This is a genomic window from bacterium Scap17 (assembly GCA_013376735.1).
Lineage (GTDB): Bacteria > Pseudomonadota > Gammaproteobacteria > Pseudomonadales > Halomonadaceae > Cobetia.
Genome location: VINJ01000001.1, coordinates 2,105,362 through 2,120,155 on the forward strand (window position 1 = coordinate 2,105,362; position 14,794 = coordinate 2,120,155).

The following is a 14,794-nucleotide window of genomic DNA, read 5'->3' on the forward strand; positions in this document are numbered from 1 at the left end:
TGGGGGCGTGACGGGGATGCTGATCACGAGTTTCGGCAGGAGATGTAGCGCCGGCAAGCTCGATCAGTCCTGCTGGGGCAGAGGCTCGATGCGGTCGACACGATACAACTGCGGAACCTGAGACAGGCCGCTGATGGTGCAGTCGAGGTTGTTGACTCGCCCGTCGGAGAGACCATAGACCCAGCCATGAACCTCGATCTTCTGACCGCGCTCCCAGGCACGCTGCAGGATCTTGGTGCGTGCCAGATTCTGCACCTGAGACATGGCGTTGAGCTCGCACATGCGATCGACCTGCTCGTCCAGCGACAGATGCTTGAGCTCGTCATAATGCAGGTTGTAGAGCTCACGCAGCGTGTGCAGCCAGTAGTCGACCATGCCGTTGTCACCACCGGTGATGGAGGCGCGCACACCGCCACAGCCGTAATGCCCGACGATCATGATGTGCTCGACCTTGAGGACATCCACGGCGTACTGGATCACTGACAACGCGTTCATGTCGTTGTAGTGAATCAGGTTGGCCACGTTGCGGTGAACGAAGACTTCACCCGGCGGGAGATCGATGATCTGGTTGGCAGGCACACGCGAATCGGAACAGCCGATCCACAGGTAGTCAGGATTCTGCTGATCGGAGAGACGCTTGAAGAAGTCAGGGTCGCGTTCGGTCATGGACGTCGCCCAGACCTTGTTCTGCTCCAACAGCTTATCAATATTGCTCATGGCGAGGTGACCACTTATCAGAAGACGGGGCAGGGGAAGATGTTGTACAGACATGCCTGCACTCACAGGACCCACAACGACGCAATACATCAACTTCATGGGCTACCCGGAGCGGCGCACGTTGTAACTTTTGTCTAACATCGCATTCATTTTTACCGCGCGATGGCCTGCAGGGTCAACCAGCAGTCGCGACCCCGGAAGCCGGCAGCCCGTATCATGGGGCTGCCGGTACGCGAGACTCCTGATACCATGTGCCCAATTCATCAAGGAGATTCCCGTGACCGATCAGACCTCAAAGCCTGCGACAGGCCAGTACGATTTCGACCTGTTCGTCATTGGTGCCGGCTCCGGCGGCGTTCGCGCTGCCCGTACCGCCGCCGCGACTGGCGCCCGCGTTGCCGTGGCAGAAGACCGCTATCTCGGCGGTACCTGTGTCAATGTCGGTTGCGTGCCCAAGAAGCTCTACTCCTACGCTGCCCACTACCATGACTCCTTCAAGGACAGCGCCGGCTTCGGTTGGGATCTGGGGGACGCCCCTCGCTTTGACTGGGCGACCCTGCGCGATCGCAAGACCGCCGAGATATCTCGTCTGAACGGCATCTATCGCAATCTGCTCAACAATTCCGGTGCCACGCTGATCGAAGGCCGTGCCAGCATCGCCGATGCCAACACCGTCGTCGTCAATGGCGAGCGCCACACCGCGGCCAAGATTCTGGTCGCCACCGGCGGCTGGCCGTTCCTGCCGGACTTCCCGGGTCGTGAACATGCGCTGGATTCCAACCGCATCTTCGATCTGGAAAGCTTCCCGAAGCGCTTCTTCGTCATCGGTGGCGGCTATATCGCCGTCGAGTTCGCCAGCATCTTCAATGGCCTGGGTGCCGAGACGCATCTGAGCTATCGCGGCGACCTGTTCCTGCGCGGCTTCGACAACGAAGTGCGCGAGTTCACGCGTGACGAGATGGCCAAGAAGGGCGTCAACCTGCACTTCAACACCACGGTCGAGTCCATCGACAAGCAGGGCGACGTCTACAGCGTGCGCCTGAGCGATGGCCAAGTGCTGGAAGTGGATTGCATCCTCGCCGCCACCGGGCGCAAGCCGAACATTGAAGGCCTGGGGCTCGAGAATGTCGATGTGGCGCTGAATGTCGATGGCACCGTACGCGTCAACGAACGCTTCGAGACCACCACCCCGTCCATTCTCGCGCTGGGTGACATCATCGGTGGCCCGGAACTGACGCCGGTGGCGCTTGAAGAGGCCATGCACCTGGTGCGTGCGCACTTCGGCGACGGTGTCGTGGGTGGCCTGGACTATGACAGCATCGCGACAGCGGTCTTCTGTCATCCGAACATCGGTACCGTCGGCCTCAGCGAAGAAGCCGCGCGTGAGAAGTTCGACAGCATCCGCGTCTACACCGCCGATTTCCGTCCGCTCAAGCACACTCTATCCGGCAGCGATGAACGCAGCCTGATGAAGCTGATCGTCGATGATGCCAGCGACAAGGTCGTCGGCGTGCACATGGTCGGTGATGAAGCCGGTGAGATCATGCAAGGCATCGGCATCGCCGTGCGTGCCGGCCTGACCAAGGCCGACTTCGACCTGACCGTGGGCATTCACCCGACGGCAGCGGAAGAGTTCGTCACCATGCGCAGTGTCACGCGCACCTGACAAACCAGTCGCAAAGACGGCTCAGCGAAAGGACTGAGCTTCGAAAAGACTGAACGTCGAAATAGAACATCGAAAACAGAACGCCCCACGGCCTTGCCGTGGGGCGTTTTTGCATGCGTCTTTTGCCTGCACCCTGACGCGAATGGACTGCAAAAGGGGAGTCATGGTTACTGAGTAACGGTGCAGGTTACACAATCAGCAGCAGCCAACACCTGAAGCCTCGCGGCAAGTTGCGCGCAATGAGGAAGCGGCAATCTTCGTGTGGCGAGAGACAAGTCGTTGCCTGCGCGGAATCTGTCAACATAGTTGGCACATGAAGTGGTGCTGGCTTTTTAAAATCCTGCTGCCTGCGGTATCGGATCCCGCTCCGGATTCAAATGCACTATCTCCGGCAGGTCGAGTTTTCGGATGTCGCCTGACCATCGCTCCGGGTGACGCTGCTTCGCGGCCTCGAAGACCTCTCGGCGCTGCGTCAGAATGCCTTTGGCCTCGCCGTCATGACGCTGGCTCGGCGTGACGTAGCGAAGGGCGCTGTGCCGGTGCTCATGGTTGTACCACTCGGTAAATTGCTGAACCCAGTCCTGAGCCTCGGCCAGGGTGGCGAACCCGTCGATGGGGAAGCCCGGCCGGTACTTCAGCGTCTTGAAGGCCGACTCGGCGAAGGCATTGTCGTTGCTGACTCGCGGTCGGCTGTATGAGGGAGTGATGCCCAGGTCATAGAGCTTTTCCAGGAAGGTCGCTGCCTTCATCGGGCTGCCGTTATCTGAATGCAGAATCAAGGGTTTATGACGATCTGTCAGGCGCTCTCGCCAGCAGGCTTTCTGGATCAACTCAGCGGCCAGCTCGCCAGTCTCTGTTTCATAGATCTCGTGCCCGACGATCTTGCGGCTGAAGACGTCCATTATCAGGTACAGATACCACCAAGTGCCGCGCGCGGGACCGGGCAGCCACGAAATGTCCCAGCACCAAAGCTGGTTCGGCGCCGTCGCCTGGTGAGTGGTCGGTGGGCGCTTACGCTGAGGGGCCTGCTGTCGACCCCGGTGATGTTGCTGATCATATTCATGAAGCACTCGGTATATCGTCGACTCAGAGGCCAGATAGCGGCCCTTGTCAGCCTGATCGGCCACGATGAAGGCCGGAGGGCGGCTTCGGTACTCTGGAGCGTTGCACAACGCCACGATCGATTTTCGCTCCTCGGGAGATAGCTTGTTGGCCGGTTCCGGGCGATCGGCGTCGGGACGGCGGTCCGCCGTCACTTCGCCTTCTGCGACCCAGCGGTAGTAGGTCCGCACGCTGATGCCCATCACCTGACAGGCCTTGGCCAGCCGAGCCCCGTCACGCTGGGCGTCTTGCACCAGGGTCACGATGCGCTGGCGATCCGGGAGGCTGGTCAGTCGTCCTCGTCGTGGGTCGTGCCCCAGATCGCCTCGGCTTTTTTTGACAGGGTCAACAGGGCCGCCGTCTCGGCGAGGGCCTTGTCCTTGCGGTGCAGCTCGCGCTCCAACTTACGGAGCCGCTTTTGCTCCGCCTTGCGAGCCTGGCGTTGTTGCTTGGCCTGCGCTGCCACGTCGTCGTTGGCGTTCATGCAGGCATCCCGCCAGGCTTCCACCTGCTCGGGGTAGAGCCCACGCTCGCGGCAATAGGCGCTGAGTTCGGCCTCGTTCATCGGGGCCGTCTCCAGGACGATCTGGAACTTCTCCTGGCTGGTCCACTGGTCGGGCTGGGTGGAACGTGATGGCAAAACTTGTCCTCGCTCTCTGGCCTGTTTCCGCCAATTGTAGAGGGTTGTTGCAGTGATGCCTTCCTGTTCGGCCAATTCCGGGATGGTCATGCTCATAGGCGGCGCCATCTTCTTGAGGATGGCTTCCTTACGCTCTGTGGAATAACGCACGTTGATCACCTCTCAATCCGTTTAGGTGACAACTACGCTGGCAGATAGGGTGCGCAGTTCACTGCCAACACCTACACCTTTCGTAGCACAAAGCATGACAAGCTGGTACTCGTGCACTTCAGCTATGCTAGTCTCAGTGCAGCGTTATGCACCTCAAATTACTGAAATATCAGCCATGTGGCAGTGGATAAGCCTGAAAATCGGCTTGTTTCACACGCGATAAAAGCAAGGGCCTGGCCGGTATCGAGGTGCATGACGGCAAGACCAATAACAAGCCAGCAAAGGGAGTTTCAACATGACCATGATCAAGAAGTCGCTGACAGCGGCGGTCGCGACCGCAGGTCTTGGCCTGATGGGGATCTCCGGAGGCGCCAGCGCCGCCGAGCAGACCTTCGTAACCATCGGCACCGGCGGTGTAACAGGCGTTTACTATCCGGCTGGTGGTGCAATCTGCCGCTTGGTCAACCGTGGCAAGGCCGAACATGGCATTCGCTGCAGCGTCGAATCCACGGGCGGTTCCGGCTACAACCTGAACAGCATCCGTACCGGCGAGCTGGACATGGGCGTTGCCCAGTCTGACGCGCATTACAATGCCTATGAAGGCAAGGGTGACTTCGAAGACTTCGGCCCGAACAAGGACCTGCGTTCACTGTTCTCCCTGCACCCGGAACCGTTCACTGTCGTCGCTCGCAAGGACAGCGGCGTGACCGAGTTCGACCAACTGGAAGGCAAGCGCATGAACATCGGCAACCCGGGTTCCGGTCAGCGCTCGACCATCGACACTCTACTGTCCTCGCAGGGCAAGGACACCAGCGTGTATTCCGTGGCCTCCGAACTCAAGGCCTCCGAGATGTCTTCTGCACTGTGTGACAACAAGATCGACGGTTACGTCTACGTCGTGGGTCACCCGTCCGGTTCCATCAAGGAAGCGACCACCACCTGTGACGCGAACATCGTCAATGTCACCGGCGACGCCGTCACCAAGCTGGTCGAAGAGAAGCCTTACTTCTCCGTCGCGACCATCCCGGGTGGCATGTACCGCGGCAACGATGACGACGTGACCACCTTCGGTGTCCGTGCCACCATCGTCTCCAGTACCGAAGTCGAAGACCGCGTCGCCTACGAAGTGGTCAAGGCCGTGTTCGACAACTTCGATCAGTTCCAGCGCCTGCACCCGGCGTTCCAGGTCCTGAAGAAGGAAGAGATGGTCAATGCTTCCCTGACGGCGCCGCTGCATGATGGCGCCAAGCAGTACTACAAGGAAGCTGGCCTGCTGAGCGAGTGATATGCCCTGAGCGCCTCGCCTGCGAGGCGCCGTGCATGAACGCTCATCCTGCGCCCAGGGAGCCGAGCACAGGGAGCACAGGGAATTCCCGGAGACCGCACTCGTTGCGGTCTCCGTGCTTGTGGAAAGTCTGCATTCCCGGGAGGCCACTCAGGTCGAGCAGGAAAGGGCCAAGCAGGAAAAGGCCGAGCAGGGAAAGCGCAGCAGAGACACCCGCCGTCAGCACGCCGCCAGGACTTGCCTGCGAGTGGCAAGTGGCGTGACGGCAGCCGCAGCATGGACAAGCGTGACCAGGCAAGGCCTCACGCTCGTCACGAGCCTAGCTCACTGCCCGTTCAGGACATCGTTCAGGAAATTTACGCCCTGATCGGGTGAATCAATGGAAACATCTGTCAGGCCGGACATACTGAAGACGTAACCAGCTTGATAAGCATGTGGTTGAGCAGCGCCTTCTGGTCGAGCAAGAAGGTGAACTGTCAGCCATCGCCTGACTCGCGTACCGGATCACACAAAATGACCAAAACCCAAACTGCAGCAACGTCTCAGGCGCCAGACGCCGAGACGCATCATGATGCTGAAGTCCTCGAGATGCTGGAGTCGGAAACCGGCGGCCGTCATCCCGTGGGCTTCGTGGGCCGCCACTTCATGTGGCTGATTCCACTGGCATGGTCGTTGTTTCAGCTTTATCACGCCTCGCCGCTGTCACTGCTCAACTCCGACACCGCGCGCGCCGTGCATCTCTGTTTTGCCATCTCGCTGGCCTTCGTGGCGTACCCGGCCTACAAGGGTGCCCCCGCCAACCGCATTCCTCTCTATGACTGGGCATTGGCGATCTTCGCCGTGGCGGGTGTCGCCTATGTGCTGATCTTCAGTGATGAGCTGGCACGCCGCGCTGGCGCCTATACCACCGTGGACCTGGTGTTCTCGGGGATCGGCCTGGTCCTGCTGCTGGAAGCCACGCGTCGCGCACTCGGGCCGCCCCTGGCGGTCGTCGCCAGCGTCTTTCTGCTCTACAGCCTGTTCGGCGCCTACATGCCCGATGTCATCGCGCATGCCGGGGCCAGCCTCAACAAGCTGCTCGGCCACCAGTGGCTGACCACGGAAGGGGTTTTCGGAGTCGCGCTCGGCGTTTCCACCGACTTCGTGTTCCTGTTCGTGCTGTTCGGTGCCTTGCTGGAGCGTGCAGGCGCCGGTAACTACTTCATCCGCATGGCCTTCTCCATGCTCGGCCACATGCGTGGCGGACCGGCCAAGGCCGCCGTCGTCGCCTCTGGCCTGTCCGGCATCATCTCCGGCTCCTCCATCGCCAACGTCGTCACCACCGGCACCTTCACCATCCCGCTGATGAAGAAGGTCGGGTTCCCGGCCACCAAGGCGGGCGCCGTGGAAGTGGCAGCGTCCACCAATGGCCAGCTGACGCCGCCGATCATGGGCGCCGCAGCCTTTCTGATGGTCGAATACGTCGGCATTCCTTACCTTGACGTCATCAAGCATGCCTTGCTGCCGGCATTGATCTCCTACATCGCCCTGATCTACATCGTGCACCTGGAAGCGTGCAAGGCCGGCATGGAAGGCCTCAAGCGCACCCAGAAGACCAACATGATCGCGACCTTGCTGACCTTCCTGACCGTCTTCATCGGCATGGGAATACTCACGCTGGTCGTCTACTACGGCATCGGCTGGATCAAGACCCTGGCGGGTGACGGCGCGGTCTGGATCGTGCTGCCGCTGCTGCTGGCCTCCTATGTGGCACTGATCGCCTATTCGGCATGCTTCCCGGAGCTCGGGGAAGGCGACATCGATGAACTGCCGCCGGTCGGCCCGACCGTCAAGGTCGGTCTCTACTTCCTGCTGCCGGTCGTGGTACTGGTGTGGTGTCTGACGGTTGAACGCATGTCACCGGGGCTGTCGGCCTTCTGGGCCGTGTTGTTCATGATCTTCATCACCGTGACCCAGCGTCCGCTGGTGGCCATCTTCCGCAAGGAAGGCAATGTCGGTGGCGCCGCGCAACGCGGTGGCGAAGACCTCTTCCATGGCCTGGTGATCGGCGCCAAGAACATGATCGGCATCGGCGTGGCCACCGCGGCGGCAGGTATCGTCGTGGGCACCGTGACCCTGACCGGGCTGGGCCTCAAGATGACCGCCTTCGTCGAGTTCATCTCGGCCGGCAATCTGATGCTGATCCTGCTCTTCACCGCCGTGATCAGCCTGATCCTGGGCATGGGCCTGCCGACGACTGCCAACTACATCGTCGTCTCGACGCTGATGGCACCGGTCATCGTCAATCTGGGCGCGGAAAACGGCCTGATCGTGCCACTGATCGCCGTGCACCTGTTCGTGTTCTACTTCGGGATATTGGCCGATGACACGCCACCGGTGGGGCTAGCCGCCTTCGCGGCGGCCGCGATTGCCAAGGCAGACCCGATCAAGACCGGTATTCAGGGCTTCACCTACGATATCCGCACCGCGATCCTGCCGTTCATGTTCATCTTCAATACCAATCTGTTGCTGATGAACATCGACAGCTACTGGCACCTGGCGATCACGGTGGCCTCGGCCGTCGCGGCGATGCTGGTCTTCGCGGCGGCGACGCAAGGCTACTGGCTGACGCGTACGCGCTGGTACGAGACCATCGGCCTGCTGCTGATCACCTTCACGCTGTTCCGTCCGGGCTACTGGTGGGACATGATCTATCCGCCCACCACCATGGCCGCGCCGCAGCAGATTGAAGCGCTGATCGCCGAAGCGCCGGTGGACAGCAAGCTGCCGATTCACGTCTCGGGCATCAACCTGGATGGCGACGAGGTCTCCAAGACCGTGTTGCTGCCGGTTTCTGACGCCGAGAGTGGCGAAGCCCGCCTGACCGATGTCGGCCTGACGCTGGATATCAGCGACGAGCAGGTGCTGGTCAGCATGATCGAGTACGGCAGCGTGGCACAGCAGGCCGGCATCGATTTCGACTTCACCATCGATGGCATCCAGCAGAAAGCTGAGCGTCCGCCGAAGGAAATCGCCATGCTGCCGGCACTGGCATTGCTGTGGCTTATCGGCTTCCTGCAGGTACGTCGACGTCGCCAGCAACCCGCCGCTGCCTGACGCCTAAGCGCTTCCGCTCGACAAGGTAACGTCTGAGCACCAACCCTCACGGTCGATGCCGTGAGGGGCTAAACAAAAGCCGCCCCCTAGATTCTCGGTGGGCGGCTTTTTCATGCCTGAAGCGCTGACGTTGCGTGCGGCGCGGCTTGCTCTCTCGGCTGCAAGGTGATGCTGCTCAACATGATGCTGTCAGGCACCGGGCAAGAGGGCATTTCATGAGGGAGCCACAGTATGCGCCTGCCTTGCGTGACCTGTCTGCAAGGCTTGCGTGAAATCTGAACGCGTTTTTGCAACACGATCGACATATTCATCATGCTAGGTTCAAGGGGCACACTCCAACGGAAGGCATGTCGCCAATGGTAAGAGTCGAGAAGCAGTCCCGTCGTCTGTACGTCCTCGATACCAACGTGCTGATTCACGACCCCTCAGCCCTGTTCCAGTTTGACGAGCATGATGTCGTCATCCCGATGACGGTGCTGGAGGAGCTGGACAAGCACAAGAATGGCCACAAGGAGATTGCCCATACCGCCCGCCAGATCAGCCGTACGCTGTCCGATCTCACCGCGGATGTCACACCTCAGGAAATCCTGCGTGGAATTCCGCTCCCGCCCTCCATGAATGGTGCGGGCAACCTGCACTTCCTCTCCGGCAACGTCGATCAGAGCGACGCCTGTGCCGACAATCGCATTCTCGCCGAGACCCGCAGCCTGGCTACACGCTGCCAGGACGCTTCGGTCATCCTGGTCACCAAGGACATCAATCTGCGCATCAAGGCCGCCGCTTTGGGGATGGCGGTGGAGGACTATCTGACTGACCGCGCCTTCACCGACAGCGATGCCATGATCGAGGGCGTCAAGCTGTTTCATGAAGCCGGTCCCGATGGCCAGGGCGTGTGGGACGACTTGCAGGTCGATGTCACCGTCACGCGAGAACACCATCGCACCTTCTACGATCTGTCCGGCCAGATGCCCAAGGACTGGTACCCCGGCATGCTGATCGCGGATTGCGATGGCGATGATGGTGCAAGCTTCGAGGCCATCGTACGCGAGCTGGAGCATGACTATGCACGCCTGGAAGTGCTGCAGAACTATCGCAACGAGCGCAGCGCTTGGGGGGTGAATGCCCATGACAGTCGCCAGAACTTTGCCCTCAACCTGCTGATGGACGACAGCGTCGACATGGTGTCAATCGCGGGCAGTGCCGGCACCGGCAAGACCTACATGACGCTGGCTGCCGCGTTCGAGCAGACACTGGAGAAGAAGCGTTTCGAACGCATCATCTTCACCCGCGCGCCGATCGCGATGGGCGAAGAGATTGGCTTTCTGCCCGGCACCGAAGAAGAGAAGATGTCACCGTGGATGGGCGCCTTCCACGACAACATGGACAACCTGCTGCGCAAGGAGGGAGAAGGCACCAGCGCCTGGAACGAGGAGGCCACGCGCGCCTGGATCGGCAATCGTGTCCAGATTCGCTCACCGTCCTTCATGCGTGGCCGCACGCTGAGCGACACCTTCCTGATCATCGATGAAGCCCAGAACCTGACACCCAAGCAACTCAAAGGTCTGCTGACACGGGCGGGCGCCAACACCAAGGTGGTACTGCTGGGCAACGTCGGCCAGATAGACACTCCCTATCTGACCGCCAACACCTGTGGTCTTGCAGTGGCAGTGCAGCGTTTCAGCTCGTGGCCGCATGCCAGTCACGTGACACTCAAGTGCGTCGAGCGCTCACGTCTGGCGTTGGTCGCGGAAGAGCTGCTGTGAGGTGTTCACCATACTTTCGACAACCTGTTAGCCACACGATGGTGTCGTCATCACGACACTGGCGACTCTGACACCACAGGCTCGGTATCAAGGGAGTGGTATCACGAGAATGAGATCACGACAGCACTGACAGAAAACGCCGCCCATCTGGGCGGCGTTTTCGTGCGCATTACTCATGCCAGTCACGGAAATCATGCCACAAGTGCGTGGCAATCACTCGCAAGGCTTTCAGCATACGAAGGGCGGCAAGGGCGCAAAGGCCAGGCGTTCCTTGAGCAGCTTGTTCTCATGTGTCAGCTGCCCGAGTTGAGCCTCCAGGCGTGAGTATTCCGCCGAGGAGTGCTCCAGCTGCGCACGCATGTCCTTGAGCTCCGTCTCGCGCTGCTGGCGAGCCGATGTCTCTTCAAAGCGACGACGCTCTTCTTCCTGCAGCTGCTTGCGTTGCTCGGCCGCCTGGGCATCAAGACGCTCGACGCGCTTCTCGAGCTGCTCCTGGCGGCGTCGATGCTGCTTGTCGAGCTCGCTCTTCTCGAGGCGCGCATCATCCAGCATCTTCATCAGCCGCGTTTCACTGGCCTCATGACGCGCCTCTTCCTGCGCGAGGCGTTCCTTCCACTCGCTTTCCTGCGCCTGAATCGCCTGTTGATGGCGCTCATGGTCCACTTCGCGCGTGCGCTCCATGGCCGCGATGTCTTCCTGGGCCAGGGTCAGACGCTTTTCGAGCTTGTCCTGCAGCTGCTGCCAATGTTCCTGCTCATTGGTCAATGTCGCCAGGGCCTGCACGCGCTCTTCAAGTCGCGCCTGCACCTGGGCCAATTGCTCGGACAGGGCGCTGAGTCGCTGTTCGGCATCTTCCGCGCGGCGCTGTGCCTGCGCTTCGGCTTCACGCGCCTCGACGGTCTGCTTGTCCGCTTCCTGGCGATAGTGCACCAGACTTTCATTGGCCAGTGACTGCGCTTCCTTCCAGACCGTGGCCAGGGTCTCGGTGAGACTGTCGGGCATCGCCTGGGTCAGCGGCTCATCACGCTTCTCGGCGCGCCGCTGGCGCCAGTCACGCAGATGATCGCTGATGGTGGTGAAGCTGCCGGTCCCCAGCACTTCACGAATCTTCTGCACGCTCGGGGCCTCGCCCCGCGCCATCAGTGACTCGATGGCTCGTTGTACATCCTCGTACTGGACGCCAGTGCGCGCCATGGGAATCTCCGTCCTTAGTCCGTCATTGATACGTCGTCAGTAATTGCTGCTTGACCGCCATTACGCCACGAAGCGCGGCCAACTACCACTCTCCAACACGCACTCTCATAACGTAAAGGCAGCGGATGGGCCACGTCATCTGGCGAGAGCAATACCTTGGATGCCGCTTGCCTTCTTCTGCCGTCAGCCTGGCGCCCATCTTAACGATGTTTTCTGACAAGATAAAGATAATTACATATTGCGTAATACGTAATTTACGATACGATCAGATTGATAAATTCATGATTACGCGCCTTATCTTGAATTATCATGGCCGTAACGTCACAATCAGCCCCGAGGACAGGGCAAGCCTGGCCAGAACAGAGAAGGTCAGGGCAGGAAGGGCAGACAAGAGAAGGACAGGGGCGCCCCAGAGCGGCGCACGCCTGATATGACGCGCCAGACGGGTGATATACAGCCAAGATGCTGCAACGGGAGTTGATCGGTGAAAGAAAGCACGCATGACGGTATCACCGCGCTGGTCGGGCATCTGGAGGGCGAGCTATCCAGAGCGCAACAGCATGCCCAGCTGACGGCCGCTGATGATCGCTCACTGATTCGCGCCCGCACGGATGTCGAAGCCGTGGCCGCCTGGCTCAACGAATATCGCCACAGTGCTCAGACGCTGCGCGCCTATCGCAAGGAGGCGGAGCGCCTGCTGCTATGGCTCAAGGCCGAGGGGGAGCAGGGCAGAGAATCCGCCCTGGCCAGTCTGGATCGCGAACGCCTTGAGCACTTCGAGGCGTTTCTGGCCGACCCTCAGCCTGCAGAGGTCTGGATCGGTAGCGTGCGTGCCCGCAAGCATCCTCAGTGGCGACCCTTTCGCGGCCCGCTGGCCCCCGCCAGCCGCCGTCAGAGCCTGGTGATCCTGCAGGGCATGTATGCCTGGCTGATCGAGGCCGGCTACCTGTCACGCAATCCGTTCCGGCTGATGCGCGACAAGCGCCGCATGGACAACCGCACGCTGCGCATCGAGCGCTATCTCGAGCGCCCCTTGTGGGACTGGCTGTGGGGGCGCATCGAAGCGCATTGCGAGGAGCTGACACAGCTCGGTGCTTCACCTGAGGATGGGGTGTCCCGCGAGCGCTTCGTGGCCGAGCGCCAGCGCTTTCTGTTCGCCTTCGCCTACTTGATGGCGCCACGCATTGCGGAAATGGCCGCCGCGAGGATGGGCGATATCGTCAAGCGGGAAGGCCAGTGGTGGTGGCGGGTGATAGGCAAGGGCGCCAAGCTGGCCGAGATTCCGCTGCCGCCGCCGATGCTCGAGGCACTGGTTCGCTGGCGTCGCCTGCGCGGGCTCAGTGATCTGCCGCAGGCACTGCCCGCCGACGAGTCGCTGCCACTGCTGGCGCGCCTGGATGGCACGACACCGCTCGGCGACAACCAGCTTTACCGCTTGATCAAGCAAACATTCACACAGGCCGCCATCGACATGCGCCAGCGAATCCAGAGTCCCGGCGATGCCAGCGAGCTGATGGCACGCACCCTCGATCAGGCAAGCCCTCACTGGCTGCGCCACACCGCGATCACCCATCAGGCACAGGCTGGGGTAGAGCTGCGCTTTCTGTCGCGCTCCGCCAGACACTCGCGACTGGATACAACATCTCGCTACCTGCACGCCGAGGACAGCGAGTGGCAGCAGCAGATGGCCAGACATACGCTGGCGACGCCAGGCCATCCGCCTGAGGCGCCAGAACACGACCCGTGAGCGCTGCTACAGGCGCCCAGGCCCGAAGGCGCCGTGCGTCCGGTGAGGTCAGGCGTTATCATGGCGACAGCGTATCTTCAGACACTTTGCAGTGACATCATCGGGAGTCAGCATGAGCGACGCGCAACAAGCGCAGGCGGAACTGGTCGAGGAATTCAGCTTCTTCGACAACTGGATGGACCGCTATCAGTACATCATCGACATGGGCAAGGCGCTGCCGGAATATCCGGAGGCATTGAAAGGACCTGAGACCAAGATCGACGGCTGTCAGTCCAACGTCTGGATTCACTCCGAAGTGCGTGGCGAAGGCAGCGAGCAGCGCCTGCATTTCCAGGCGACCTCGGACGCCGCCATCGTGGCAGGCCTGATCGCCGTGGTGCTGCGCATCTACAACGACCGGACGCCGCAGGAAATCGTCGCCACCCAGCCGACCTTCCTCAACGAGCTCGGCCTCGACAAGCACCTGTCGCCGACGCGCTCCAATGGTCTGCATGCGATGCTCAAGCGTATCTACGGCGTCGCCGAGCTGCACGCCAACGCCTGAGACCTGGCATTTTAGCTCTGATGCTTTAGCTATGATGCTTCAGGTCTGGGCCGACACGAGTAACGCAAGACGCCCGCCATTTCAGTCTCGAGATTTCGAGCGGAATGGCGGGCGTCTTTTTTGGGTTTTTCTCAAGAATTTCTCAGTGCTTTCTCAGGCTATTCTCAGCCTGTGCAGCAGGGCGTCTGCACGCCCTCAGCGATGCTCGCGCACTTCCAGCACATGCGTCATGGCCTGATGCTGCCCATCCCAGACATAGCGCAGGTGAGGCCCCTGAATGGGGATACTGACCGCCGGCGGACGCAGAATGGCAGCGCACTCGGCGCTTGCATCCACCTGAGCGTGGCGCACGCTGGGGTAGAGCAGACCAAAGCTGCCAGCTTCTCGCAACCTGGCGGCAAAGGCCTGGCCGGCAGGGTAGCTGGCCATGTCTGGCTGACAGAGGGCGTTATGGCCCTCCCGGATGTCATGCAGTGGCTGCGTCACGCGATTGACGTAGCTGCGCATGGTCATTTCCTGGCTGGGCTGCGCGGTATCGGCCAGAAAGCGCGCCATGTGGAAGCGGGTCTCGCTGATCGCGGTATCCAGCGTGCTGGCGCAGTAATAGACCCCGAAACTGCCATCGGTGAAACGCGAGGCACGCCCGATGTGCGTGAAGGCCGCCATCACCGGCGTGGAGCCCGGCCCGCTGATGCGGTCTTGCGGTGCGACGCGACTCAGCTCGCCGGCTTCTTCGCGCAGGCGATCATTGGTCAGCGCCTCGATGGCAAACGCCATCTCCAGCTCATCAGGCTCGAGAATATCCTCGAATACCGAAATGGGCGGGAAGGCACTGGAGATCACGCGCCAGGCGTTCTGCCAGTCCGGCAGCGTCAGCGCGGGCAGGGCGGA

At 61.0% G+C, this 14,794-nt stretch carries 10 protein-coding genes; 6 read left to right on the plus strand and 4 right to left on the minus strand.

Features of this window, described 5'->3' with window-relative positions:
• Positions 1-63: 63 nt before the first annotated feature.
• Entirely contained in the window at positions 64-717 is a 654-nt protein-coding gene (locus FLM52_09035) for a carbonate dehydratase (protein NVN55930.1), read from the minus strand.
• A 277-nt stretch (positions 718-994) separates the two neighbouring features.
• Between FLM52_09035 and gorA the strand changes: the two genes are divergently transcribed.
• Entirely contained in the window at positions 995-2,383 is a 1,389-nt protein-coding gene (gene gorA / locus FLM52_09040) for a glutathione-disulfide reductase (GenBank protein ID NVN55931.1), read from the plus strand.
• 332 nt (positions 2,384-2,715) lie between these two features.
• Here gorA and FLM52_09045 read toward each other — a convergent pair.
• A protein-coding gene (locus FLM52_09045; protein NVN55932.1) for an IS3 family transposase occupies positions 2,716-4,232 on the minus strand; the annotation gives its coding sequence in 2 pieces (ribosomal slippage) (positions 2,716-3,806 and positions 3,806-4,232; 1,518 coding nt in all).
• A gap of 337 nt (positions 4,233-4,569) precedes the next feature.
• Between FLM52_09045 and FLM52_09050 the strand changes: the two genes are divergently transcribed.
• The 3 genes from FLM52_09050 (at position 4,570) to FLM52_09060 (ending at position 10,418) form a co-directional block, all read left to right on the plus strand.
• A complete protein-coding gene (locus FLM52_09050; GenBank protein NVN55933.1) occupies positions 4,570-5,559 on the plus strand; it encodes a TAXI family TRAP transporter solute-binding subunit in 990 nt (329 codons plus the stop codon).
• Between the two features lie 513 nt (positions 5,560-6,072).
• A complete protein-coding gene (locus FLM52_09055; GenBank protein ID NVN55934.1) occupies positions 6,073-8,655 on the plus strand; it encodes a TRAP transporter fused permease subunit in 2,583 nt (860 codons plus the stop codon).
• A 356-nt stretch (positions 8,656-9,011) separates the two neighbouring features.
• Positions 9,012-10,418 (plus strand): PhoH family protein, encoded by a 1,407-nt coding sequence (locus FLM52_09060; GenBank protein NVN55935.1) that lies wholly within the window; start codon positions 9,012-9,014, stop codon positions 10,416-10,418.
• 228 nt (positions 10,419-10,646) lie between these two features.
• Here the strand turns inward: FLM52_09060 and FLM52_09065 are convergent, their stop codons facing one another.
• Complete coding sequence (locus FLM52_09065) at positions 10,647-11,612, minus strand: hypothetical protein (GenBank protein NVN55936.1); 966 nt, start codon at positions 11,610-11,612, stop codon at positions 10,647-10,649.
• Between the two features lie 517 nt (positions 11,613-12,129).
• Here FLM52_09065 and FLM52_09070 point away from each other — a divergent pair.
• Positions 12,130-13,359 carry a site-specific integrase gene (locus FLM52_09070; protein NVN55937.1) on the plus strand — a complete coding sequence of 410 codons (1,230 nt, stop codon included), beginning with the start codon at positions 12,130-12,132 and terminating at the stop codon, positions 13,357-13,359.
• Positions 13,360-13,471: 112 nt separating this feature from the next.
• On the plus strand, positions 13,472-13,903 hold the full coding sequence (locus FLM52_09075) for a SufE family protein (protein NVN55938.1): 432 nt from the start codon (positions 13,472-13,474) through the stop codon (positions 13,901-13,903).
• A 195-nt stretch (positions 13,904-14,098) separates the two neighbouring features.
• Here the strand turns inward: FLM52_09075 and FLM52_09080 are convergent, their stop codons facing one another.
• Complete coding sequence (locus tag FLM52_09080; GenBank protein NVN55939.1) at positions 14,099-14,788, minus strand: RES domain-containing protein; 690 nt, start codon at positions 14,786-14,788, stop codon at positions 14,099-14,101.
• Between the last annotated feature and the right edge of the window lie 6 nt (positions 14,789-14,794).